The following is a 23801-nucleotide window of genomic DNA, read 5'->3' on the forward strand; positions in this document are numbered from 1 at the left end:
TTTGTTTGTTGTTATGACTTAAATGGTTAATGTTATTGCTTTTAGTTATCTAATATCGTCATCTAATTTAGTTATCTAATAGATAATCTAAATAAATTAAATTGTACAAAGTATAGCGCATTTTAGGGTAAAATTTAACTCATTTTTAACTATGATGTTGTTTAATATTAATAATTCAAGTTAGTTTAGTCGCGTTGTTTTTGCGGTGAAATGGTGGTTAAAAAAGCAATAATAATAACTTTACTCTTTTTGATTTGTGTATGATTTTTTTGAATTTTTACATAAACGTAGTACACTCCTGAAAGTTTTTGACAAAATGGCACTGTCTTTATTTTTTTAGTTAAAATGTTTGTTTAGATAAGCTGTATAGAAAAATACGGAATTATTTTTGCATATTACCGTAATTTATTAAATTACGGTAAACAATGCGAGGGGTTTGTGCAAATAATCCTATTGTCAATTAAACGCAATTTGCTTAAATCCTAATACTTTTGTTGGAGGATTATTTTGGGCAATTTTTTCAATACGACCAATGATTCGAATAAGCTTATCGCTATAATTTGGATCAGTTGCGTAATGTGCAGCTTGTAATTCTTTAGCGGCTGTTCTGGCATCAGGAGCTTTAATAACTGCATGATAACGGGGACTTTTAGTTAATAAATTGAGGTAGTCGGTTAATGCATGATGTTTACTATTATAGACTCTAAAATTATCTTCAATTTTCATCATTTTATTATTAACAAATTCATGTGTGGTTAAACGAGTTGAATTCCCATTCCATGATGATGTTGCTTTGACACCAAAATAATTGTGGCTTGATTGATTATTAGCGGTTTTAATTTGCTTTTGCCCCCACCCAGTTTCTAGTGCTGCTTGGGCAATAATAACCTCATACGGAATACCAGATTTTTTAGCAGCTTGCCTAGCTGGCTCTAGCCATTCCATAACAAATTTTGTGACATAATCTTCGTTTACATTATCAAATTGTGTTTTTGATATTGCCTCGTTATGTTTAATTTCAGCTGCTTTGTTAGCATTATAGTTACGATATAGTATTTGCCCTAGCGCTTCAGGCGATAAATTAGGTGATGCATTACTAAATAAAGATTGAGCTAATTGCAGATTTTGCTGAGTATTGTTTGTATTAGATTGTAGGTTAACATTAATTGATGGTGAAACTTTATTAGTTAACTGTTTAATAAGCATATCTGCTAATCCAAACCCTTTACCCGCTGCTTGCTGTGTAATTTGTTGGTCAAACATTGAAGTAAATAGTTGTGTAGCAGACTGGCTAAATAAACCACTTTCAGGTACAGCTTTTCGCATACTTTGCATCATCATATTAATAAATAATGACTCAAACTGCTGAGCAACTTGCTTAATACCTTCAGCAGAGCCATTAACTACATTTCGCTTTAATTGATTAATATCCGAAAAATCATAAGCGAAACGATTCAAAGATTGTCCAATTTTATTATTCATAAAGTCTTTTTTTAGATAGTTTCTAAGGAGGCATGTAAACAACCAGCTGTTTTTAGCGCTTCAAGTATTGACATTAATTCTGTAGGATTAGCACCTAATACATTTAGCGAATTAATAACATGATTTAAATCAGCGCTAGAGGATATATTGTGTAAAGCCCCTCCTTCTTGTGCAACGCTAACTTGATTATCTGGTGTAACGGTTGTTGTACCTCCTGCTAATGGAGTGTTGGGTTGACTTACCTTTAATTTGTTATTTACCACAACAGATAAATTACCATGTGCAACCGCACAATTATCTAATTTAACCTTTTGATTCATAACTACAACACCGGTTCTAGTATTTATAACGACTTTTGCTGAAACTGGCGTAGCACTAATTTCAAGATTTTGTATTCGTGAAAGCAGTTGTACTCGTGCACTACTTTCTTTTGGCATATGTAATGCTATCGTTGTACCATCTAATGCTACTGCAGTATTTTTTTGTAACCTATTAATTGCATTAGATATTTTCAATGCTTGAGTGAAATCAAATTGATTAAGGTGTAAATGGATAATATTTTGTTCATCTAAACGAGTTGCAAGCTCTCTTTCTATGGTTGCACCATTAGGTATGGTTGCCCCTGCAGTTTGATTCACACTTACACTGCTACCTTTACTACTTGCACCCATTCCACCTACAAAAAGGTTACCTTGCGCAATAGCATATACTTGATTATCGACACCTTTTAGTGGCGTCATAATCAATGTGCCTCCACGCAAGCTTTTTGCATTACCGAGCGAGGATACCACCACATCAATTTGTTGCCCTACTCGAGAATAAGAAGGTAATTTAGCCGTAACCATAACAGCAGCAACATTTTTTAATTGCATATTGCTCCCAGACGGTACGGTAATACCTAATTGAGATAACATGTTAGTAATACTTTGAATGGTAAAAGGTGTTTGTGATGTTTGATCACCTGTACCATCAAGACCGACAACAATACCATATCCAACCAAGGCATTTTCTCTTACACCTTGAATGGTGACTAAATCGCGGATACGTTCAGCATGGCTCGCTGGTATCACTAATACCATCATAAAGACAAAATAAACAAAAATACGCAATTTTTTTAACATAATGATACTCGTTAAAAAGGGGAAAGATTTAAAAATAGGCGCTGTAACCAACCCATCGTTTGGGCTTCATCAATGTATCCATTACCAACATACTCAATTCGAGCGTCAGCAACTTGTGTTGAGATAACAGTGTTATTTCCACTAATTGTTCTTGGATTAACTACCCCAAAAAAACGGATAAACTCGGTACCTTGATTAATCGCAATCTGTTTTTCACCAATCACTTTTAAATTACCATTGATCATGACATCCTGAACCGTGACGGTGATTGTGCCACTAAAGGTATTTTTAGCGTTAGCCCCGCCTGATCCCTTAAAATCATTATTTCCAGACATTTCAGTACTAGCTTTACCTCGACCGACTAACCCATCAAGAAATTTAGGTATCGTTTTTACCCCTAGATCCACCGAACCATTTCGTCCTGCATTAATCGATGAACTTTTACTAGCACTGACATTTTCTTGTAAAACAATGGTTAATACATCGCCAACATTACGCGGGCGACGATCTTCAAACATTGGTTGGTAACCATAGCTACTAGGCTGAGCAGCTTGATAAATTGAACCTGTCGTATTTACATTGTCTGGCAATTTGGGGACAACACTTGTTTCACCTTCAACTAAAGGCTTTTTAGGCAATTGTGCACAGCCACTGAAAAAAAATGCTATTAAAATATAAAAATATCTCATTACCTTTAGCATATTGTTAACTTTACAGTTGATTTAAACGTTGTAGCATTTGATCAGAGGTTGATATTGCTTTGCTGTTAATTTCGTAAGCACGTTGAACTTGAATCATATTCACTAGTTCTTCAGCAACATTAACGTTAGATGTTTCGGTATAGCCTTGATATAAAAGCCCTGCACCGTTTAATCCTGGCGTATTTTCCGTTGGCGCACCTGAACTTTCTGTTTCTAAGTAAAGATTTTCCCCCATACTTTCAAGTCCAGCATCATTAATGAAAGTATGTAAAGTTAGTTGCCCAACTTGGACTTGGGTTGATTGATTAGCTAATGTCACATTTACTACACCATCGCGCGCTACCGTCATTTTGATTGCATTGGATGGAATACTAATTGTTGGTTGAATTTCGTATCCTGCTGCAGTCACCAATTGACCATTTTGATTAACTTGAAAAGCACCACTACGAGTATAAGCTTGTGTACCATCGGGTAATAAAACTTGGAAAAAACCTTGCCCATTAATAGCAATATCACTACTGTTATCAGTTGCCTCTAAATTACCTTGGCTATGAATTCGTTCTGTCGCAACAGGGCGAACTCCTGTACCAATCTGTAACCCAGAAGGTAATGTTGTTTGCTCAGATGATTGTGCTCCAGGTTGGCGAACAGTTTGGTATAATAAGTCTTCAAATACCGCTCTTTGTTTTTTAAAACCATTGGTACTAACATTGGCTAAATTATTGGAAATAATATCCATATTCATTTGTTGTGCCGTTAAGCCTGTTTTGGCAATCCATAATGATTTAATCATTGTTATTCCTGTCTAATGTATTGATAAATTTAGGTTAAAGATAAAATTTGGTTTGCTTTTTGTGCATTTTCATCAGCAGTAATAATTTCTTTCATTTGCATTTCAAACTGGCGAGCATGACTAATTAAATCAACCATAGCCGTAACAGGGTTCACATTACTCCCTTCTAATACACCTGACATAAGCTTAGCTTTTGGATTGTCTGGCATATTCTCACCACGTTCATTACGTGTTTCTTCCGTTAGTCGAAAAAAACCATCATCACCACGTATAATTTCATTATGCTCAAGATGGACTTTTTTTATTTTACCTACTTGAGCAATGGTCGTAGGTTTATCACCTGCACCTAATGCGGAAAGTGTTCCATCACTACTAATACTGATTTGAGATCGTTGAGGCACCGTCAAAACACCATTATCACCAATTAATGGATTACCTTGTATGTTAAGAGTACCATTTTCATCAATTTGAATTGCTCCATTTCGTGTATAAGCTTCGCTACCATCAACTAATTGTACAGCTAGCCAGTGATCCTCAGTTAAAGCAACATCCAAGTTTCGGCCTGTGTAATTAAATGCCCCCATCGTTGAATCAAAAGTGGGAGTTGTTGCTGTTACCATGGTTCGTGTAGGTGTATCATTCCCCACAACAGGAACTGCTTTCATCGTCGTTAACTGTGCACGAAACCCCACTGTGGATACATTAGCTAAGTTATTAGTAGTAATTGATTGCCGATTTAATGTCTGGCTAGCTGCTGACATTGCTGTATAAATAACACGATCCATAAATAACCTTTAAATTAACGCAAATTGACTAATGTATTTAGAATTTGATCCTGCGTTTTAATTGTTTGTGAATTAGACTGGTAATTGCGCTGAGCAACAATCATATTCACTAATTCCTGACTCATATCAACATTTGACGACTCTAGTGCACCGCTCGCTAACGAACCAAAAGTACCAGAATTTGCACTGCCCAATACTTCTATACCAGAATTAATAGTTGTCCTCCAGTTATTGTTGCCAGCAGGTTCTAGCCCATTAACATTGGCAAAATCAGCCATTGCTATTTGACCTAATAACATTGTTTGTTGGTTAGAATAGACACCATAAATAGAACCATCATCATTAATGCTATACCCGACCAAATCTCCAGGAGCATATCCATTCACAACAGGGTTTTTAATACTACCCAATTCTTTTCCCATATTTTGTTGAGAACTTTTGGCTAATGATAAAGTAAAGCTATTATCAGCAGATCCATTTATCCCATTAATATCGATGGTCATTTCGGGATCACTAATCAATTTACCAGAAGAATCAAATTCCATTTCTCCCGCTTTTTGCAAACTTCCATTAGGATCACTGCTATCAAGATAATGAACATCCCATTGGTTATCAGCGGTTTTAACGTAAAAGAGCTGAATATTGCGTTGATTACCAAGCGAGTCATAAGTAGTAATGGTCGTAGAATAATTAAATGTATCAGCATCAAGAGCATTGACAGGTTGTTTTGCCGGAACTTTACTATTGGAATTTAAGTTTGTTTGCAAAGAAGCCTTGGTTGTCGCTGATGCATTTAGCATTTCTTGCGAAATTTTTAATGTACCTGGAGCTGCACCTTGCTGCACTTGAGGTGGAGTTCCGGTTGCAAGATAGCCAGTCAGATAAAGACCATCAGCAGAAATAATATTTCGTTCGGAATCTAATTGAAACTGTCCATTGCGGGTATAATAGGCTTGCCCATTACTATCCACTAAACGGAAAAATCCATTGCCAGAAATAGCCACATCTAAACTATTGTTGGTTGTTGTAGCTATCCCATCATTAAAGTTTTGCATAATCGCAGCCACTTTAACCCCCATACCAACTTTTGAGCCAGCATAGATATCAGCAAATGAGATACTAGCACTCTTAAATCCTACTGTTGCTGAATTGGCAATATTATTCCCAATAACATCTAATTGCTTTGATGCAGCATTCATACCACTCACTGCTTGAGAAAATCCCATCTGAACTTTATCTCCTTTAAAGAATTTGACGTACTTCGTCAATACTAATTGAACCAAGTATTCCTAAATCAAGTAATACTTTATTATTAACTTTACTATTGATAACACCATATACTACTGAATAAGATAATGATGTTGATGATACTTTTTTCCCGTCATAACTTGCATTAACTGAAAAAGTATAACTACCATCTAGTGCATTCGTCCCATCATTTAGCACACCATCCCAAGTGAAAGAACTAACGCCTGCTGGAATTGCGCCTAAATCAACTTCACGAACTACATTGCCATTTTCATCTTGAATAGTAATAATTACTGAGTCAGCTTCATGTACCAACTCAAAACCAAATGGCGTGGTAACGGTTTCTTCTTTTGAGTCTGAACTTTCAGATTCTGAGGTTGCAACCAAAATTTTATTGCCAGGAACCATCACTCCCTTGCCAATCATATTACTGGCATTGACTGATAAACTATCATCAATCTGACCAGAAACCATTCCTAACGTTGTATTAAGACGTTCTATACCTGCTAAAGTATTGATTTGAGCTAGCTGTGATGTTAGCTGACTATTATCCATTGGATTAGTTGGATCTTGGTTCTTCATTTGTGCAATTAATAACGTTAAGAAATTATCTTGTAATTCTTTACTTGAGTTACCATCAGATGCCGTTTTTTGTGTCGTTTGAGGTTTTGTTATCCCCGATGATTCTGAAACAAGAACATTAGCTATACCCATCAACCACTCCTTTTTATTGCCCTAATGCCAGTGTTTTTAACATTAAATTTTTGGCGGTATTAATTACTTCTATATTTGCTTGATAACTTCGTGATGCTGAAATGGTATTAACCATTTCGGCAACCACATCGACATTAGGTTTCTGAATATATCCTTTAGCATCGGCCAATGGATGATTAGGTTCATAAACCAAATTCATTGGTGAAGGATCTTCAATAACTTGTGACACTTTAACCCCTGCAATTGGGTTAAGTTCACCATTATCATCCACTTGAAAAATAACCTGCTTAGCTCGATAAGCTTTGCCTGAAGTACTGGTAATACTGTCTGCGTTAGCTAAATTACTAGCACTTACATTCATTCGTTGTGTTTGTGCCAATAATGCCGAGCCTGAAATTGCAAAAATAGAAAAACTCATCATGATTATCCTTGCTGTAATACCGCCATAATATTTTTAAATTTTTCACCTAAAAACGTTAAATTACTTTGGTAGTGAATACTATTATCAATAAAAGCTGTACGTTCTTGATCCATCTCGACCGTATTACCATCTGCCGCAGCCTGATAAGGTATACGATAAAGTACATCATGATTTGTCATGATTGGTGCTTTTATCTGAATATGATGATTTGAAGTGATATTAAGTCCAACGTTATTAATCTTATTCTGATTGTTAAGTGCTTTGCTTAGCTCAGCATTAAAATCAATATCTCGAGCCTGATAGTTAGGCGTATCGCTATTTGCAATATTTGCAGCTAATATATTTTGTCGTGTTTCACGTATATTTAATGCTTGCTGATGAAAATTAACCCATGTATCTAATTTATCAAACATAAAATCATCTCATTTTTTTTGATAATGAGAATTTTAAGCGAATAAAAAAAAAGTTATTGCGCAAATAACGATAAAAATTGCCCTTATTTCAAGATTCATTTCTTGCAATCATAAAGTAAAATCAGCTTATGAATAATTTAGAATAAATAAGCATGATTAAAATCGCAAAATTGATACTCGCTATTTTTATACTATTTAGTTGGAATAATGTTTTAGCAAATTCGCTTGATAAACAGATTAACAATTTAATATCACAGCAATTTGGTCATAAAGCGGACGACATTTTAATTACTTATCTTACTGCTAAACCGCAATTAAATTGTAAGACTCCAACACTCTCTTTATTAAATAAAAAAAAACAGTGGGGCAACATGACTATCAGTGCCCAATGCAATAATAAAAAAAAATTTATCCAGATTAATGTTGCTGTCAAAGGGAACTATATTGTAGCTAAACAAGCAATAAGTGCAGGGACGGTAATCAACGAAGATTATATACAGATACAATCAGGTTGGTTGGATAAACTACCTTCGACTGTTATTTTGAATGGAGTTGACGCAATTAATCATATAGCTTTACGAAATATCAATTTGGGTGAACCAATAAAAACAACAATGCTTCAAAAAAATTGGCAGGTGAAAGCAGGACAAATAATTAAAGTAATAATAAATGGAGAAGGTTATGAGATAACAACTAATGGCAAAACACTTAACAATGCTATATTAAACGATAAAATAAAAGTTAAACTAAATTCTGATAAAATTGTTGAAGGCACGTTAACTCACCAAGGTGTAATAATTTTCAATAAATAATATTAATGATTTTTTTATTATTGCCGATAATAAAATTATACAAATCACTTAAATCTTAAATTTGATTAAAGGTATTTTATGACTATAGATGCAACTAAATCCGTTACAGCCATAACAGGGCTAGTAAGCCGCGATGTAATTAACGAACAACAAAATACTCACAATGCATCTGTACAAACTAAAAACAGTACTAATGTAAGTACTAACGTGAGTATAAATCAAAATTCAATACACCTTTTACATTCAACCAACAAAGATATCGATGTAGAAAAAATTGAAAAAATAAAACAGTCCATATCCAACGGAACATTGGTTATTGATACACATAAAATTGCAGATAAATTAATTAAACAATTACTAGAAGATTTTTAAAAATAAAACAGAATTATAAGGATAAAAAATGTTAGCACTTAATGACATCCTAAATAAAATAGCTGAGATGTTACAAACAATTTCAGAAATTCTACAATCAGAGCAAAAAATATTAATTGAGAATAGTTCAACAAACCAGTTAAGTGAAACTATTAACAAAAAAAGCCAATTACTAATTCAACTAAAGCTACTGGATGAAGAACGCATAAAACTAAGTGAACAATTTAATATTCAACCACCCTATAAAGAAAATCCTACAATCGAAGCTCTTTGGCTATCAATTACTGATACAACAAAATTATTAGCAGATATAAATCGTGATAATGGGCTAATTATTCAAAACCGCATGAATCTAACCCAGCAATCAATCAACTATCTTAAAAGTATTAAAAGTCCTGCTGTTTATACTAATAGTGGCTATCAACAAACTGAAATTATTTCGTCAAAGCGAGCCAAAGTTTAAAAAATTAATATTTATTGACGGTAAACGCCATAAATACCCCCTAAAATACCCTCTTATTAAGCCAACAACCCAGTAGCAATTAGTTCATACTGTTAGTATTGTAAATCTTTATTAAACTATAGCGTTTTATTTAACTTCATCATGGCTGACGATAGTGATCTAGATAAAAGCGAACACCCCACCGATAGCAAAATAAAAAAAGCTAGAGAAAAAGGGCAGATCCCTCGTTCTCGTGAATTAACTTCGTTATTAATTTTGTTAATAGGTATTATTTTATTTGGATTAATGGGATCACACTTAGTTAACCAGTTAACTACGATCATTAAAACAGCAATGAAGTTTTCGTATAAAATAGAGGATGATAAGTTAATCGTCTTCAATTTAGTTAATTTATTAACCGATGGTTTTTGGGCAATTGTACCCATTTTTTTTGGTCTAGTTATCGTTGCTATATTTGCACCACTTTGTGTCGGCGGTTTACTATTTAGCCTGCAATCAATTAAGCCTAATTTTCAAAAACTAAATCCGATATCTGGATTTGGTAGAATATTTAGTATTAGAGTTTTTTCTGAATTACTAAAAAGCATACTTAAAGTTATTTTTATTTCTATAGCTTCAACATTGTTTGTAATGCACCATTTTCCCCACATGCTTTCTTTACCCAATATGCATTTAAATAGCGCATTAACTAAAGCAATACAGCTAGTGATTCTTTGTGGAATTTTTAGTGTTATATCTTTAATACCCATGGTTGGTTTTGATATTTTCTATCAAATATGGAGTAATTTAAAGAAACTGAAAATGTCAAAACAAGAAATTAAAGATGAATTTAAAGAACAAGAGGGAAACCCACAAATCAAAGGGCGCATTCGTCAAATGCAACAGACTATTGCTAGACGCCGTATGATGAAAGATGTACCTAAAGCCAATGTGATTATTACCAACCCAACGCATTATGCCGTCGCTCTGCAATATGATGAAAAAACAATGATTGCTCCAAAATTATTAGCGAAAGGAACAAATAAAATTGCGTTACGCATCAAAGAAATTGCTAATGAACATAATATCCCCCAGTTAGAAGCACCACCACTTGCCCGTGCTTTATACCGTCATGGTGAAATAGGCGAAACAATACCAACCGAATTATATACCGCGGTTGCCCAAATTCTAGCGTGGGTTTATCAATTGAAACATTGGTATAAATATGGTGGCGATAAACCAATAGCGCCAAATAATTTACCCATACCTGAGTCATTATCCGTAAATAAATAAAGGTAATAACTAGTCTTATGATTAAATCTAAACTACTTAATTTATTATCAACCAATACATTAAAAAATGGGCATTATCAAGTCTTAGCTGGACCATTGCTAATTTTATTGATTCTTTCGATGATGGTATTACCACTACCTGCATTTATTTTGGATCTGTTTTTTACTTTTAATATTACATTATCAATTATCATCTTGATAGTAGCATTGTTTACTAAAAGAGTGCTTGATTTTGCAGCATTCCCGACCGTTTTATTATTTGCAACTTTATTAAGATTATCGTTAAACGTTGCTTCTACGCGAGTCGTTTTATTAAAAGGACACACCGGTAGTGCTGCTGCTGGGCGGGTTATTGAGGCTTTTGGACACTTTTTAGTTGGTGGTAATTTTGCTATTGGTATTGTGGTATTTATTATTTTAGTCATTATCAACTTTATGGTCATCACCAAAGGAGCAGGTAGAATAGCTGAAGTGGGCGCACGCTTTGCGTTAGATGGCATGCCCGGAAAACAAATGGCTATTGATGCCGATCTGAATGCGGGTTTAATTGGTGAAGATGAAGCTAAAGCCCGTCGAGCCGAAGTTTCTCAAGAAGCCGATTTTTATGGGTCAATGGATGGTGCCAGTAAATTTGTACGCGGTGATGCGATTGCGGGATTATTAATAATGGGTATAACCATTATTGGGGGGTTATTAGTTGGAGTTGTTCAACACGGTATGGCTTTTTCTGATGCTAGCGAAACCTATGTTTTACTAACTATTGGCGATGGTTTGGTAGCACAAATACCATCACTCATTATTTCAACCGCAGCAGGCGTTATTGTTACTCGAGTCACATCACAAGATAACATCAGTGATCAAATGATTACACAGCTTTTTAATAATCCTCAAGTATTGATTTTAACAGCTGTCGTCATTGGTTTACTTGGACTAATTCCGGGTATGCCAAATTTAGTTTTTCTACTCTTTACTGCTATTTTATTAATCATATCTTGGTGGTTAACTAAACAGAAAAAGACAGAACAAAAAATGGCACCCAAACAAGCTAATGTACAAGCAACCACGCCAGCTAATATAGAAGCAACATGGTCAGATGTTAATATTGAAGATATATTGGCAATGGAAGTTGGTTATGGATTAATTCCCATGGTAGATCAAACTCAAAATGGTGAGTTGTTAGGGCGAATTCGTAGTTTACGCAAAAAATTTGCTCAAACACTGGGTTTTTTACCACCTCAAGTTCATATAAGAGATAATCTTTCATTAGCACCTTATCAATATAAGATATTTATAAAAGGTGGTGAAATTGGCAAAGGTGAAATTGTTAATAATAAATGGTTAGCGATCAATCCCGGTAATGTAACTGAAACCATTGAGGGCATTCCAACAACCGAACCTGCCTTTGGATTACCAGCGATATGGATAGATGAAAGTAATAAAGAAAATGCACAAATATTGGGGTATACCGTTGTTGATACAAGTACCATGATTGCTACTCATTTTAATCATTTATTACAGCAATTTGCTAGCGACTTATTAGGACGTTTAGAAACTCAAGAACTGCTCGACAGAATAAAACAAGATATGCCGAAATTAGTGGAGGACTTTATTCCTGGTGTTGTTACACTAACCACATTTCATAAAATATTGCAAAACTTGATTGCTGAAAAAGTGTCAATCCGTGATATGCGTACCATTATTGAAACCATCTGTGAGTACGCACCAACCCAAAATGATGCTTATCAGCTACTAAGTATGGTAAGAATTGCTTTAGGAAGAGTCATCACACAACAATGGTTTCCTGGATCTGAGCCAATCAATGTAATAGGATTAAATATCAATTTAGAACGTTTGTTATTACAAGCACTCCAAAATACCAGCAATGTTGAACCAGGGCTAGCCGAACACATTGTCGAGCAAATTAAACAAGCCATTCATCAACAAGAAGCTATCGGTGCACCACCAGTGTTATTAGTGAACCATTCATTAAGACCTATGCTTTCACAATTTCTAAGACCAAACTTTCCTCAATTAGTGGTGCTATCGAATTTAGAAATCACCGATAATCGAGAGATAAAAATGAGCACGCAAATTGGCACAGAATAGTTACTTTATAATACTAATAATGAAGTGTTTCAGTTAATAAAAACTAGAAACACTCATTTCTAAACCGCCTACACGGCGGTAAACAATTTTATGATAGTTAAAGTATCAAAATAGGTGTTTCTAAATATTGGCCTCGGCGACCTAATGACTAAGAAATAAGAACTAAGGTTTAAGGTTTGAGACGCAAGCAACACCTGCTTCGGTTTTCGGGTGGAGGCTACCGATGCTGCCATCACTCAAGTCCACAATGAACTGCTCGTGCCCCGCCACATCGCTCGTCCAATAGTAGGTGTGAAGAAAGCCAGCAGCATCACCAATACCACCAATGGTGTAAATGAACAAGTAGCCCCACTCGGAAGAAAGACCTGCATCAATATGACGCATGTAATGATTACCTGGTGAAGATGGATTATCGCCTACTGATGGACCAAATTTTGTAACCGCATTGGTTAAATCCCTGACCCTTGGCATCTGGTAGCCTATATTATTACACCATGCTAAATGGTCACTATAGGTTCTCGTTCGAAAAGGAAGATGAGCATCCCGCACGACGAACCACTGCTTCAACACAAATCCATATTTTACTACCTCAATGCCATATCTATCTCTACCCACTAACTCAAACGTCTGCGGTAACTTTGGCTTAGCAATTGGATTAGGATGAGGATTATCCCATTGATTTCTTGCATCTGGACCTGTTAGCATAACACGAATTACAAAACTAGAATCATGAACCCAACTGTGAATACCTGGCATAAGTTTCATTCTTGCGGTAATTCCCTCATGCGTAACTGGTTCCCATGTCAATTCAGCGAAATCTCCCGATATGACTAAATCAAAAAATAAAAAATTCGCTCCTGTAGTTGGAAAATTGAGGTTGTATGATTCAGGATCGATTGATTGAACTAAGAAGCCCTTCTTAGGATTCCATATGTCAGCAGGACCTGCGTATCTACCTTCGCTAAAATATAGATTCGGCCTTGCATAATGGATAACTGCCGACGGTATTATTATTGCATCACTACGATTACCCGTTCGAACCTTTTTGCCATTCGCCTGTACATTCCATAAAGAAGACAATAATAACAATATCAATACTAACGGAACTTTTCGGAATAATTTTGATAATAATTTGAAAAATAACTTTGAAGATATAAACGTGGCGGGGTTAAAAATCCAACTAGTGTGTTTATCTGATAAATTTAAGACATAGGTTTGCCATGTTTGGTGTTTGGTGTTTGGTGTTTAAAATGATAATGCATTACGGTTCACCTGTCAAGTAAATTAATGATTTATTTTAATTTTTATGTTTATGTTTATTTGATTGTTTAATAAACTATTCCTTTAAGGAGGTTAAAGTATAGCCATTTTAAAAAAACTTGGCTAGCTTTTTATGCAATTTTTTAATTAGAATACGATGTTAGGTTTTGTAAGTCTTAACTTTTGTGGAAATAATGAATATTGGTGATAATTTCTAAACCAAGGAATTAGTGAATTACCTAACAACCAATGAACATATAATCCTTACCATGTTATGGGATGTATTACGCCCATAAAATCGTTCAGGTAGATCATTGATTTTATTTAATTTTTTATTTTCATTAAAATCAACCAGTTATACAGAAATTTCTACTTTTATACAAAAGACCACCTATACGGCATTGAAGACTCCAAATTCTGAAACATTTGGTTCGTTATTTTTCTAAACTGCCTATACGGCATTGAAGTTAAATCACTTGAGCAATCAATTAACGAAACTTTTCTAAACTGCCTATACGGCATTGAAGTCGATGCTCAACATCAAGAGGAAAGGAGAGCTTTTCTAAACTGCCTATACGGCATTGAAGATCGGGATTGCGGCCGTAATTGCTCTTTGCTGTTTCTAAACTGCCTATACGGCATTGAAGTCAGTAAATCAACTAGATCATCAGTGTAAATTTTTCTAAACTGCCTATACGGCATTGAAGTAGAATTTTATCTCAATAGTGCCTTATTGTAAAAGAGCATATTGCACTTTTCCCAATTTTTACCCTTTTTTTGAGTCTATTTTAATATCAATAATAATCAATATGTTAAAGTCATCCCCAAAAAAAGGGTTAATGATTTAAAAATCAGGAACAGTGGCTGTTTGGCTTAATCCATAGCTATTAAATGTGCCTTGCACTGGCTCTGGGCGTTTTTCTTGCTTTAACCACAAAATAAATTTTTGACCTGTACTTTTACTATTCAAATGAAGATGTGGATATTGCAAATGAACGCTTCCCCACTTTTCAACCATTTTATTTTTCACTTCAGGTGTCCATTTACCTTGTGCAGTTAATCTTTTTTCGGCACGTCTTAACGCACTCTGACCTTTAGGATTAACACGGCTCAAATGCAAATAGCCTTTTATCGTTGCCGGTACTGTTGTGATAGGCATCAATAAAGCATAATCACTTATCGATGATTTTTGCTGTATATCTGCTTTAAGTTTTTGCAATTCCTGCTCGGTACCAAATAGGCGAATCACTCCGCCTAATGTTCGGTGCACATTGTAACAAGGAAAACTAATTGCGATATTTCCTTGTTGATTAACCAAGATTTGGTGCAGTGACTGCATAACTTGATTAATCACGTCCACCTCGATTATCTCAATTTGCGAAATAGCTCGCAGCTCTAAATAGTGTGAGTGCATATTATTTACTCCTTGCCACTAGCACCAAAAACACCACCACGAATTAATACCGCAATCACATAATGTTGTTGCTCAAGCAATGGTTTTTCACCTTTTAATACCCAATTATCAAATAAGGTATAAAAGTCTAATTTCTGTTTTGGTTGTCTAAAAGCATGCCCCATTGATGTCACCGAGCCATACGGTTCTATTGCTATTGGGAATTGAGCATTATCATACCAAGTATCGATAGTTCGAATTGCATTGCTGATTTTTTGTGAATGCATGGCGGCTTGTTTGTTCTTCTCATACAATACTTTACTTTTAGTTTTGCCAGTATCTAGAATTAATTCTTGTGACGGGTAGACTTCTTGACCTAAACCCATTTTCAGTTTGGCTTCAACGTTAAAAATAACAAACTCTTTACCACATAATCCTGCTTCAATCAGTGTAGCAAGATCATTCACCGATTTATCATCATAATCAAATGAGTTCAGTTGATATTGTTTAACATCACTGACTTCAATCATTGGTTTTTTTTCATCTTTTCGAGTAATCGAAAGGCTAATTTGCTCTGCTGCCATACGGTTACGCCATAACCAACGGCCACTTAAGATATTAATAGCATAACGTTTAGCTAATGCTGTCAATCCTTGCGTTTGAATATAACCCTGCGTTGTTTTTTCTAGTTCTTTTTGATATTCGATATCATTACATACTGATGGTTTACCTAAAAATGGCAACACTTTACAGCTCCATGTAACTACCAAAGTATCTTTATCGGCATCTAACGAAGCGACATCTACTGTTTGTAAATTTGGTTTTTGTATTTCAGCATCTAATTTGGTTGGATCGTTTGCCACTGCATTTTTAAGACGATTTGAAATAGTGCCTCGAACTGATTTTTCAGTAACTACAACAGGGGATAATTTATTGGTATCCGTACTACTTTGCTGTGCAAAAATTGCATCTGAAATATCAAAACTACGTTCAAAAGCAAGTACGCTTGCCGTTGTCATTTTATCTTTACTCATAATGTATTCCTTAATCTATAATTTTCTAAATTTACTTAATTAGTTTCTTGATTGATAATATAAATTTCTGCATCATTAGATTGCAATTCACTGCATTTATAACGCCAAAAAGCCTGTGATAAACTCTCTTTCAAGCGTAAAGGAAAGACCCATTTACCCAGCCCATAAATACACTCCACAAATTGCGTGGCATGCTCATTACTGCGTGCATGTTCAACCTTACCTGCTGAAAATAACGGTGAAATAGCTTGATAGCCCAAATGTAAAGGGACAAGCCAACCACGACCTTGTTTAACCGATGTGGTTTGCCAGTGATCTTTTTCTTGTGGATGATGATGCAACATCGCTGTTTCAATCAGGGCATCAAGCGCTGTAGCATTAGGATCTTGTTGCTGTAATTCAGCAGTAATATCTTGTAAATCTTGTGGAGCTTCAACTAAAACAAATGCGGGTAATAGCGCATTGATTAAGTGTTTATTTGATTCTGATGCAGAATATAGTGCGACTGATTCAATATCAACAACCTGCCCACCAGCAACACGTTGCTGGTAAAGTTTTTGTTTCATCTGTTGGATGAATGCTTGCTGTTCATCTGCATCATCTAATGTTTCACGATCTTCAATTTTCACCTCAACAAGCAATGAAACATCTAGATGAACTCGCCCTTCTTCAATAATTGAACGAGTACTACCATTTTTAGCTAATGGATTGCGTGTTAATCGAAACGTATAATCGGCATAGTTGTTTGGTCGATAAACTTGTACATCACATTCATGACATGCAATTAACACACCATCTAAGTAAATAGGATTTTCTGATTCAATTTTACGACTTAAAGCATGAATAGCGCCTAGAAACCCCGAAATAGCTGGGAATCCATAGGTTAATGGGCTAGAAATCGCATTGGCATTATGAATTTTGACATGATCAAATAATAAATAAAAACGTAATGATGCCATTAAAAGATCCCCTCCCTTTTACGTTGACTTGCTTTTACCGCTGCATTAAATTCACGGCGCCATTCGCTAAATTCAGGATCAGCAAATTGTTGTTTAAAATTTTTAAATTTTTCTTTTAAAATAGTTTGAATCCAAAAAGCAAATTGCTTTTCTAATTCTTGTTGCCAATCGCCTTTTTCATATCTTATTTTAAAATTGGTTTCGCCATCCAACATGACTCGTTTTGGATCAAGCCAAAGTTGTTGAGTTAGATTTAGTGAGGATTCCCTGCTCCAACCAGCCCTTTTGGTCATTTGGATATGCGCAACGAACTTAAGAATTAATGTTAAGATGACAAAAAAAGCCTCTTTTCTATTGTTTCTCACAACAAAAATATTTTTTTTTGCTTCAACAGTATCAAATAATAACTTAAAACCATATCGACAATAATATTGAAATGAACTATTAAAAATGGTTTCTTGAAAATTTGTAATTGATGGAAACTGAGGTTTTTGAAATTTAGGTGGCATGGAAGGTAACAAAAAATTACGTCCTCCCTGATTACTGGTTAATTGACTTACTCCTTGGGGATTACTCCCTCCTAATTTAACCACCGCTAAATCTTGAAAAGAAAAATAAGATTGATGTTCAATATCTTTAATTCGTCGCTGTTCACGTGCTTTTTTATTTTCGTCTGAAAATCGGGATTGTACTTTTTGATAAACCAAATGACACAATGAACTAGGATGTAACGGAATTAACAATCGATAATTATTGTCTTGCTGTGATAAATAAGTTTGTTGGCTATTCGGCCAATAAATCTGCTTATTAAGCTCTGATGCTTTGGGATGTTCAAAATCACCAAAAATTGCTTTTTTAAAATTAGCTAAATAAAGTAATGCTTTTTGCTTATCATCGGAAAGTGCAGGTAAAACAGCTGGATGATTTTCCATAATTACTTGAAGGATTTTCTTTCCACCAACACATTGATTAAAAAGAGAAAATATATCTAATGAAGCGGCGTTACCTGAGCTATCAAGTTCTAACAAGAATGGTGTTGCAGAAGATATAACTGTTTGATGGCTCAGTTTAGATTGGGTCGCAATGTTAACGTTATCTCCAGAGCTAGATGAATGGATACCTTTGCTTAAATGAGTTCCTATTGTTATCCACGAAATTCTTCTAGTTGCCGCATCTTCCATCCACGTTTCAAATTCAAATCGCTTGGCTAATTCATCTAATTTTTGCTGAACTTCATTCACTGCGACCTGATCGCCTAACTCTTTTGCTTTTTCTAGCTTAGCGGTTTCGCTTTTATAGCTACTATTATTGGCAAGCCGTTGTTGCAGAAAATCTAAAATTACTTTTCTTATATCTTGCCAAGATATGTTATCCATTGACCCTCCTTATATTTTTGTAAATTTAAAATAAAAAGGCTTACATACCATAATATAAGCCTTTTATATTCAATGTTATGCCACTTTATATTTTAAATATAAATTCAATATATTTAACGCGTTGCTATTATAAGTCCATTTTTTATAAGAGTTGAAATACCGATACTTTGGTTGTTCAAGTCCCAATTTTTTAATCAAATATTCAACCTCTTTAATCGTCGAAATATTCAAAATTTCCATTAACTCTCTCATAGAATAGTATTTAGACTTAGTTGGTAATTCAATAATAAATTTATCATTAGCTGCTGGAACATCAATTATAAATTTGTGTAACTTGTTTAAATACTCTTTTTCTGATGGAAATTGACATAGCATTAAGTTAGGTTTAGTATTATTCACGTTTATCTCCTGATAATTGTTGAAGGATAAAATATGTCATCCTCAGATGGTAGAGCATCTGAGGAGACTTCTTTGTATAGCGAATCAATCACTTTACAAGACAAACTATACATAAATACAAATGGAAATTCAATGTATTTTAAAAAAATAAAAATATTTCATGGGAACAAAATATATTTAAAGACAAAACAAATATCATGGGAATAAAAACCGCCTACACGGCGGTGAAGTTCTAAAACAAAAACAAAATTTCATGTTTCTAAACTGCTTACACAGCAGTGTCATCAAGTATAAAAGAATTACCTCACTTTTACTAGCAACCATTATGCACCTGACGATATTTTGTCAAAAAGTTTCAGGTAACTATGTGTTTCAGTATAAAAACTGATATTCTTTTATCCTTTCTTTTTATAAAATCCTAAATAAGGATGAAAACACCAACTGCAATTGCGATATAAGCTTACGCTACAAAATTCATTTGCTAAGCGATATGGCGTTTTATTTGGGAAATATTCGGTTATTTTTGCTATGGCTTGCTCGACATTATTAATTAGCCAAGGTTGGATATTAGGATCATCAAATGACCAGTTTTTATATTCAATTATACTATTTTGTGTATCTTCGCAGCGCTCATCTGGTGTTTGCCATGCGATATCTGCATAGCTAAATTGATAATCGCCATCGTCGTCGAGTTGGCAAATATATTCATCTTGTGTCTTATCATTTCCTCTAAATGGCGAAATCGCCTGTAAATGCACACAATGGTGATGAGCTAAGCCTTGTTGCCAATAGCTGGTCACATAATTACTTTTACGGGCATTAATTGCAAAAAGATCTGCCATGACCTTATGTTCTAATTCAGCTAGCGTTAGCCCATCTTCAGGGCAGGACTTAATACGTGGAATAGCGTCAATATTTATTAACTGATGAGTTGGGATTAGTTCATTGGTTTTATGGGTTTTCAGCAAAAATAATGGCTCTTCTTCAAACCCCGGTTTAGTAAAACAGGCTTTATCCGTACAATACTTAGATTCAATTGCTTTTAAATTCGAGCCTAATATGGCCACATTGGCCTTTTGTGCAATTTTTTGTGGTCGGTGACGCCATACTCGCCCTACTAACTGAATAATAGAGCGCATGGATGATGGTTCGACAATCGCCCAATCATAATCGTGATCACGCCCGACTTCGGTGACTGGTGTGCCAATCACAATAAAGATATGATTTTCTTTCTTGCTACCTTTTATAGCTTGACAAATTTCAGGTTGGTTAAATAGTGCCTGTTCATCACTGCGATTTAAAATTCTATCAAGTTTTTCTTCTAACTGGCTACGCAATAACAGCAGTTGTCGAGCATGATAAACCACGATATGAAAAGCAGTATCATTAGGTAACTTCGTTTGTGCGTAAATTTTTTCTGTAAATGAAATAACATCTTCTGTATGGGCAAAACGCATTAAACCGATACTTACCTTTTTTTGTGATGTTTTCTCTATTTGATGATGATCTTGGTGAAATTGATAAGCTTGATCTAATAATTGTTTAGCTAGCACACCATAATTAATTTTTTGGTTTTCTGTTTTATTTTCTTGGTAATTTAGTAGATCTAAGATATGCCCTTGGCGACGAACTGCGCTTTGTGCTAATTGATGAATGCGCATTGCTACAAATTGTTGATGATGATCGCTAAACGTTTTAGTATCAGCAAGTTGTGATATCGACTGTTCATATTCATCAAACCAACCACATACAATGGCATTATTGACATATTGGTTATTTTGATTCCAAATTTTTCGTCCTGCTTGGTAAGCATCAAATAATCCGGCAATTAAATCTGGCGTTAAGGTCGCCGATGACAGTAGTACTTTGCTACCAAACAATCCAGCTAAATGGACTAAACGCGCCAGCGCTGGCAAGTCGTGTTGATCAAAATCATCTGGCTCATCTAAAATCAAATCTGAGGTTAACAATCTTAACGTTGGTGCAATATATTTACCGCCTCGGCTACATTCGCTAGCTTGAATAATATGGTCAATTGTACATGTCACAATAGGCGCATAAAGTAATTGCCGTGCTTTACTGTCTTCGATAATAGTACCTAATTCACAATCAGCAATACCACTTTCTGCTACATCAATATATTCATCAAGTAACGATTCGATAGATTCACTACCTTGGTTTTCTGATTTTTTTTGAGAATCGTTTTGTTCAATGTCTTCATTACTCAGTTCAAACAAGGTTTTTGTGGCTCGCCCACCCACTAAAATCGCCAGATGTTCATCACTTAAGTGTAATCTTTCTCTTAATGCTTTACCTGTTTGCAACGTTAAAACACGTAATCCCAATGCAATGGTAAAACGCACGCCCCGTTTTGGATTTGAAAGCGCATACATAATCCGCCCATTGGCTAAGGTTTTACCACAGCCAGTCGATGCCATATTAACACCAAAAAAGCCACATTCATCAGATAGTTGTTGATAACTTTTTGCTAAATCAAAAGCATGATTTTGCCATTGGAATCGTTTTATAGTTGTTCGTTTGGTAAAGGGTTTATGTTGATTAATTGCGGGTAATTCCGTAGTTATTTTTGGTAATAAACGAGCAAAACGGGCTGAAAAATTAGCTACACCGACCAAATGATCATCCAAACACTGTTTGGCTTCTTTTTGGTAATTTGTGTTGGCAATCAGTATTGCCCTATTTTTTTTTGCCTCGTCATTTGATAAAGATAAACTTGAGTAGTTATGATCAGCCACCATTAAGCTTAAACGTGAAATATGCAATAAAAACGCGTCAATATTAGCCAATTGCATTAAAGGCACATGATTTAGGGCTTTGGCTGCATAACGGCTTAGTTTTTTCAGCCAAGGCTGACTTGAGGTTATATCGCTTTTAAGCAGCCAAAAATCATTGGGTGAAATATGTTGACTATGACTATTTTTAACCCATTTATCAATTGCCTTAAATGTTTTATAAAAACTTTGGATAGTTAAACCAGATATATCAAAATCTATTTTCTGTAAATTTTTAATATCCCCCGTTAATGAATCCGGTAAAAACGGCATTCGATGATGCGACACAATGAGCCACGCAATCCATTGCGCCAATAACGGTAACTGCGTGAGATCATTTTTGTCAACTTTGGTAAGTTGCTGGTACCAATTAGGATTCTGTTGTCGATATTCAGTAAAATGCGCTAATCGATCAAATAAGGCTTCGTTCGTGGTGCAGCCTTGAATCATTAATAAAAATAATTGTAACGAAATCCACTCATGTCGGTAAGGATCAGCCGCCACAGCCGTTTCTGCTCGTAATTTAGATTGAAAACCAATCGTTGCTTTACCTAAATCATGAAGTAGTGCCGCTATGGTTGTAATTAATTGGATACTGGTTGCATATTGCCAACAATTTTCGCTGTCACTGCGTAAAATATTGCGTTTAGTACGATTAGTTGGGACTCGTCCCTCTTGATTAAACTGACTGCGATCGCCCACAATCCACAAAAGATCAGTTAAATTTTTACCATGTGTCCAATAACATGCAACAGCAGTATTTTTTCGTGCAGTTTTGCGTAATAATTTATAGAGCGTTTGTAACCCTGCTTCGGTCATTGGACTTTGCCATGTTCGTTCACCGCAGCGCTCAGCGAACTGATCGATAATCCGCCTTGTTTCGGTTAAGGCGTTTTTTTTGCATTGACTAACAAGTAAAATATTCATATTTGATCTGCTATCTGTTTTAAAGTATCAATAATCCTATCAAGTGCACCTAATTGAGCAAATTGCGCAATACAAGCCATACGAAATTCTTTTTCACTATCGCCTTGTTTGGCTGATAAAAAGGCCTGAGGTAATACAATGCCATCTTTAATAATATCTGCCGCATCAAAAACTAATCCACCTCGGCGAGTTTTTCCGTGTAAAATAGCAAGTCCATGAGGGAGACCTAACACCCAACAAGCCGTTGCGCCGAGTCCATAAGCTAAATAGTTACCATGGTCTAAAAATTGATTAGCGGGATCATGACTCTTGCCTCGTGTGCCTTGTTCTCGTTTAAATTTATCATCTTGTAAGGTTAATTGATTTGCCATGCTATAAAGACGTTTGCTAATTCGCCCTTCTGCGGCTAAAAGTGCTTGGCTATTATCAACATCGGTAAATTGTTGTGTTGCATCAGTAAGAATATGCGCTAACTGCGTTTTATCAATATCCCAATCAAATTGCGGCCAACACTCACTAATAATATTAAGCCGTGTTTGTTGCAATAATTTAGCTGCTTGTAATCGACGTTCATCATCAAACCAAAATTGACACCAGCTTTGTAGATATTCTGTCGGGCGATATTCACTTTGTGGCGAAAAAAATTGACAAGCGAATTCAGATTCGGTTGATGAAAATAGAGGCGTTCCGCCTCCACCACAAAAGCCAATCATGACACCTGCCCGTGAAAGCTCTCGCACTGCCGCTTGCGTTAATGATGTTCCCGTGCCTAATAAAATACAGGTAGTATTAGCTATTGGGATATTCCAATATAACGATTGTTGACCTTGCTCAGTAACATACTCAACTCGCCCGCCATTAACCAAAACACGGCAATGCTCTAAATAATAAATATTGGCACGCTTGGAATGCATGATCGTTTTTAGATCAGAAGAATGAATCATATCCATGATAATAAC

The 23801-nt window shown here is 35.2% G+C and carries 22 protein-coding genes and 1 CRISPR repeat array; of the genes, 5 read left to right on the forward strand and 17 right to left on the reverse strand.

Features of this window, described 5'->3' with window-relative positions; translation table 11 throughout:
- Positions 1–456: 456 nt before the first annotated feature.
- From flgJ to flgB, 9 genes are read right to left on the reverse strand one after another with little or no spacing between them, the layout of a single operon-like run.
- A complete protein-coding gene (gene flgJ / locus ACGH6Q_RS04765) occupies positions 457–1482 on the reverse strand; it encodes a flagellar assembly peptidoglycan hydrolase FlgJ (protein ID WP_411592138.1) in 1026 nt (341 codons plus the stop codon).
- 11 nt (positions 1483–1493) lie between these two features.
- Positions 1494–2603, reverse strand: a complete 1110-nt coding sequence (locus tag ACGH6Q_RS04770; protein WP_065590614.1) for a flagellar basal body P-ring protein FlgI — start codon at positions 2601–2603, stop codon at positions 1494–1496.
- Positions 2604–2614: 11 nt separating this feature from the next.
- The gene (locus ACGH6Q_RS04775; RefSeq protein ID WP_065590613.1) at positions 2615–3304 is read right to left on the reverse strand and encodes a flagellar basal body L-ring protein FlgH; all 690 of its coding nucleotides are present in this window, start codon (positions 3302–3304) and stop codon (positions 2615–2617) included.
- 10 nt (positions 3305–3314) lie between these two features.
- Positions 3315–4097: a flagellar basal-body rod protein FlgG gene (flgG, locus tag ACGH6Q_RS04780; protein WP_065590612.1), complete on the reverse strand. Its 783-nt coding sequence runs from the start codon at positions 4095–4097 to the stop codon at positions 3315–3317.
- Positions 4098–4126: 29 nt separating this feature from the next.
- A complete protein-coding gene (locus ACGH6Q_RS04785) occupies positions 4127–4882 on the reverse strand; it encodes a flagellar basal body rod protein FlgF (RefSeq protein ID WP_065590611.1) in 756 nt (251 codons plus the stop codon).
- Between the two features lie 14 nt (positions 4883–4896).
- Positions 4897–6108 (reverse strand): flagellar hook protein FlgE, encoded by a 1212-nt coding sequence (flgE, locus tag ACGH6Q_RS04790; protein WP_085163706.1) that lies wholly within the window; start codon positions 6106–6108, stop codon positions 4897–4899.
- A 16-nt stretch (positions 6109–6124) separates the two neighbouring features.
- A complete protein-coding gene (locus ACGH6Q_RS04795) occupies positions 6125–6844 on the reverse strand; it encodes a flagellar hook assembly protein FlgD (RefSeq protein WP_034909450.1) in 720 nt (239 codons plus the stop codon).
- 13 nt (positions 6845–6857) lie between these two features.
- The gene (gene flgC, locus ACGH6Q_RS04800; protein WP_034909448.1) at positions 6858–7265 is read right to left on the reverse strand and encodes a flagellar basal body rod protein FlgC; all 408 of its coding nucleotides are present in this window, start codon (positions 7263–7265) and stop codon (positions 6858–6860) included.
- 2 nt (positions 7266–7267) lie between these two features.
- Positions 7268–7678: a flagellar basal body rod protein FlgB gene (gene flgB / locus ACGH6Q_RS04805; protein WP_411592140.1), complete on the reverse strand. Its 411-nt coding sequence runs from the start codon at positions 7676–7678 to the stop codon at positions 7268–7270.
- A gap of 152 nt (positions 7679–7830) precedes the next feature.
- Between flgB and flgA the strand changes: the two genes are divergently transcribed.
- From flgA to flhA, 5 genes are all read left to right on the forward strand, one after another.
- Positions 7831–8490 (forward strand): flagellar basal body P-ring formation chaperone FlgA, encoded by a 660-nt coding sequence (flgA, locus tag ACGH6Q_RS04810; protein WP_411588258.1) that lies wholly within the window; start codon positions 7831–7833, stop codon positions 8488–8490.
- Positions 8491–8568: 78 nt separating this feature from the next.
- Complete coding sequence (gene flgM / locus ACGH6Q_RS04815; protein WP_034909437.1) at positions 8569–8862, forward strand: flagellar biosynthesis anti-sigma factor FlgM; 294 nt, start codon at positions 8569–8571, stop codon at positions 8860–8862.
- A 28-nt stretch (positions 8863–8890) separates the two neighbouring features.
- Entirely contained in the window at positions 8891–9325 is a 435-nt protein-coding gene (locus ACGH6Q_RS04820) for a flagella synthesis protein FlgN (RefSeq protein ID WP_034909433.1), read from the forward strand.
- 141 nt (positions 9326–9466) lie between these two features.
- Positions 9467–10597: a flagellar biosynthesis protein FlhB gene (flhB, locus tag ACGH6Q_RS04825; protein ID WP_065590606.1), complete on the forward strand. Its 1131-nt coding sequence runs from the start codon at positions 9467–9469 to the stop codon at positions 10595–10597.
- A 17-nt stretch (positions 10598–10614) separates the two neighbouring features.
- A complete protein-coding gene (flhA, locus tag ACGH6Q_RS04830; RefSeq protein WP_065590605.1) occupies positions 10615–12702 on the forward strand; it encodes a flagellar biosynthesis protein FlhA in 2088 nt (695 codons plus the stop codon).
- Between the two features lie 162 nt (positions 12703–12864).
- On the opposite strand, the gene ACGH6Q_RS04835 is transcribed toward flhA, so the two are convergent.
- From ACGH6Q_RS04835 to cas1f, 8 genes are all read right to left on the reverse strand, one after another.
- The gene (locus ACGH6Q_RS04835; protein WP_411592144.1) at positions 12865–13797 is read right to left on the reverse strand and encodes a hypothetical protein; all 933 of its coding nucleotides are present in this window, start codon (positions 13795–13797) and stop codon (positions 12865–12867) included.
- 604 nt (positions 13798–14401) lie between these two features.
- Positions 14402–14669: direct repeats of the CRISPR family, unit length 28 nt; unit sequence TTTCTAAACTGCCTATACGGCATTGAAG.
- A 137-nt stretch (positions 14670–14806) separates the two neighbouring features.
- Positions 14807–15376 carry a type I-F CRISPR-associated endoribonuclease Cas6/Csy4 gene (cas6f, locus tag ACGH6Q_RS04840; protein WP_411592145.1) on the reverse strand — a complete coding sequence of 190 codons (570 nt, stop codon included), beginning with the start codon at positions 15374–15376 and terminating at the stop codon, positions 14807–14809.
- A 5-nt stretch (positions 15377–15381) separates the two neighbouring features.
- A complete protein-coding gene (gene csy3, locus ACGH6Q_RS04845) occupies positions 15382–16389 on the reverse strand; it encodes a type I-F CRISPR-associated protein Csy3 (protein ID WP_296317313.1) in 1008 nt (335 codons plus the stop codon).
- A 35-nt stretch (positions 16390–16424) separates the two neighbouring features.
- Positions 16425–17348, reverse strand: coding sequence for a type I-F CRISPR-associated protein Csy2 (gene csy2 / locus ACGH6Q_RS04850; RefSeq protein WP_411592147.1), 924 nt, complete (start codon positions 17346–17348; stop codon positions 16425–16427).
- On the reverse strand, positions 17348–18724 hold the full coding sequence (gene csy1 / locus ACGH6Q_RS04855; RefSeq protein WP_411592149.1) for a type I-F CRISPR-associated protein Csy1: 1377 nt from the start codon (positions 18722–18724) through the stop codon (positions 17348–17350). The genes csy2 and csy1 overlap by 1 nt, the downstream gene beginning before the upstream one ends.
- A 75-nt stretch (positions 18725–18799) precedes the next feature.
- Positions 18800–19123 carry a hypothetical protein gene (locus ACGH6Q_RS04860; RefSeq protein ID WP_411592151.1) on the reverse strand — a complete coding sequence of 108 codons (324 nt, stop codon included), beginning with the start codon at positions 19121–19123 and terminating at the stop codon, positions 18800–18802.
- Positions 19124–19518: 395 nt separating this feature from the next.
- The gene (gene cas3f / locus ACGH6Q_RS04865) at positions 19519–22842 is read right to left on the reverse strand and encodes a type I-F CRISPR-associated helicase Cas3f (protein ID WP_411592153.1); all 3324 of its coding nucleotides are present in this window, start codon (positions 22840–22842) and stop codon (positions 19519–19521) included.
- Positions 22839–23792: a type I-F CRISPR-associated endonuclease Cas1f gene (gene cas1f / locus ACGH6Q_RS04870; RefSeq protein ID WP_065590602.1), complete on the reverse strand. Its 954-nt coding sequence runs from the start codon at positions 23790–23792 to the stop codon at positions 22839–22841. The genes cas3f and cas1f overlap by 4 nt, the downstream gene beginning before the upstream one ends.
- Between the last annotated feature and the right edge of the window lie 9 nt (positions 23793–23801).

The sequence above is a fragment of the Gilliamella sp. BG2 genome (assembly GCF_046635645.1).
Lineage (GTDB): Bacteria > Pseudomonadota > Gammaproteobacteria > Enterobacterales > Orbaceae > Gilliamella > Gilliamella bombi.

What these genes read in the sequence shown, in the direction of transcription:
- flgJ (WP_411592138.1), bottom strand. Translation starts at nt 1,482, where the DNA reads ATGAATAATAAAATTGGACAATCTTTGAATCGTTTCGCTTATGATTTT.
- ACGH6Q_RS04770 (WP_065590614.1), bottom strand. Translation starts at nt 2,603, where the DNA reads ATGTTAAAAAAATTGCGTATTTTTGTTTATTTTGTCTTTATGATGGTA.
- ACGH6Q_RS04775 (WP_065590613.1), bottom strand. Translation starts at nt 3,304, where the DNA reads ATGCTAAAGGTAATGAGATATTTTTATATTTTAATAGCATTTTTTTTC.
- flgG (WP_065590612.1), bottom strand. Translation starts at nt 4,097, where the DNA reads ATGATTAAATCATTATGGATTGCCAAAACAGGCTTAACGGCACAACAA.
- ACGH6Q_RS04785 (WP_065590611.1), bottom strand. Translation starts at nt 4,882, where the DNA reads ATGGATCGTGTTATTTATACAGCAATGTCAGCAGCTAGCCAGACATTA.
- flgE (WP_085163706.1), bottom strand. Translation starts at nt 6,108, where the DNA reads ATGGGATTTTCTCAAGCAGTGAGTGGTATGAATGCTGCATCAAAGCAA.
- ACGH6Q_RS04795 (WP_034909450.1), bottom strand. Translation starts at nt 6,844, where the DNA reads ATGGGTATAGCTAATGTTCTTGTTTCAGAATCATCGGGGATAACAAAA.
- flgC (WP_034909448.1), bottom strand. Translation starts at nt 7,265, where the DNA reads ATGATGAGTTTTTCTATTTTTGCAATTTCAGGCTCGGCATTATTGGCA.
- flgB (WP_411592140.1), bottom strand. Translation starts at nt 7,678, where the DNA reads ATGTTTGATAAATTAGATACATGGGTTAATTTTCATCAGCAAGCATTA.
- flgA (WP_411588258.1), top strand. Translation starts at nt 7,831, where the DNA reads ATGATTAAAATCGCAAAATTGATACTCGCTATTTTTATACTATTTAGT.
- flgM (WP_034909437.1), top strand. Translation starts at nt 8,569, where the DNA reads ATGACTATAGATGCAACTAAATCCGTTACAGCCATAACAGGGCTAGTA.
- ACGH6Q_RS04820 (WP_034909433.1), top strand. Translation starts at nt 8,891, where the DNA reads ATGTTAGCACTTAATGACATCCTAAATAAAATAGCTGAGATGTTACAA.
- flhB (WP_065590606.1), top strand. Translation starts at nt 9,467, where the DNA reads ATGGCTGACGATAGTGATCTAGATAAAAGCGAACACCCCACCGATAGC.
- flhA (WP_065590605.1), top strand. Translation starts at nt 10,615, where the DNA reads ATGATTAAATCTAAACTACTTAATTTATTATCAACCAATACATTAAAA.
- cas6f (WP_411592145.1), bottom strand. Translation starts at nt 15,376, where the DNA reads ATGCACTCACACTATTTAGAGCTGCGAGCTATTTCGCAAATTGAGATA.
- csy3 (WP_296317313.1), bottom strand. Translation starts at nt 16,389, where the DNA reads ATGAGTAAAGATAAAATGACAACGGCAAGCGTACTTGCTTTTGAACGT.
- csy2 (WP_411592147.1), bottom strand. Translation starts at nt 17,348, where the DNA reads ATGGCATCATTACGTTTTTATTTATTATTTGATCATGTCAAAATTCAT.
- csy1 (WP_411592149.1), bottom strand. Translation starts at nt 18,724, where the DNA reads ATGGATAACATATCTTGGCAAGATATAAGAAAAGTAATTTTAGATTTT.
- cas3f (WP_411592153.1), bottom strand. Translation starts at nt 22,842, where the DNA reads ATGAATATTTTACTTGTTAGTCAATGCAAAAAAAACGCCTTAACCGAA.
- cas1f (WP_065590602.1), bottom strand. Translation starts at nt 23,792, where the DNA reads ATGGATATGATTCATTCTTCTGATCTAAAAACGATCATGCATTCCAAG.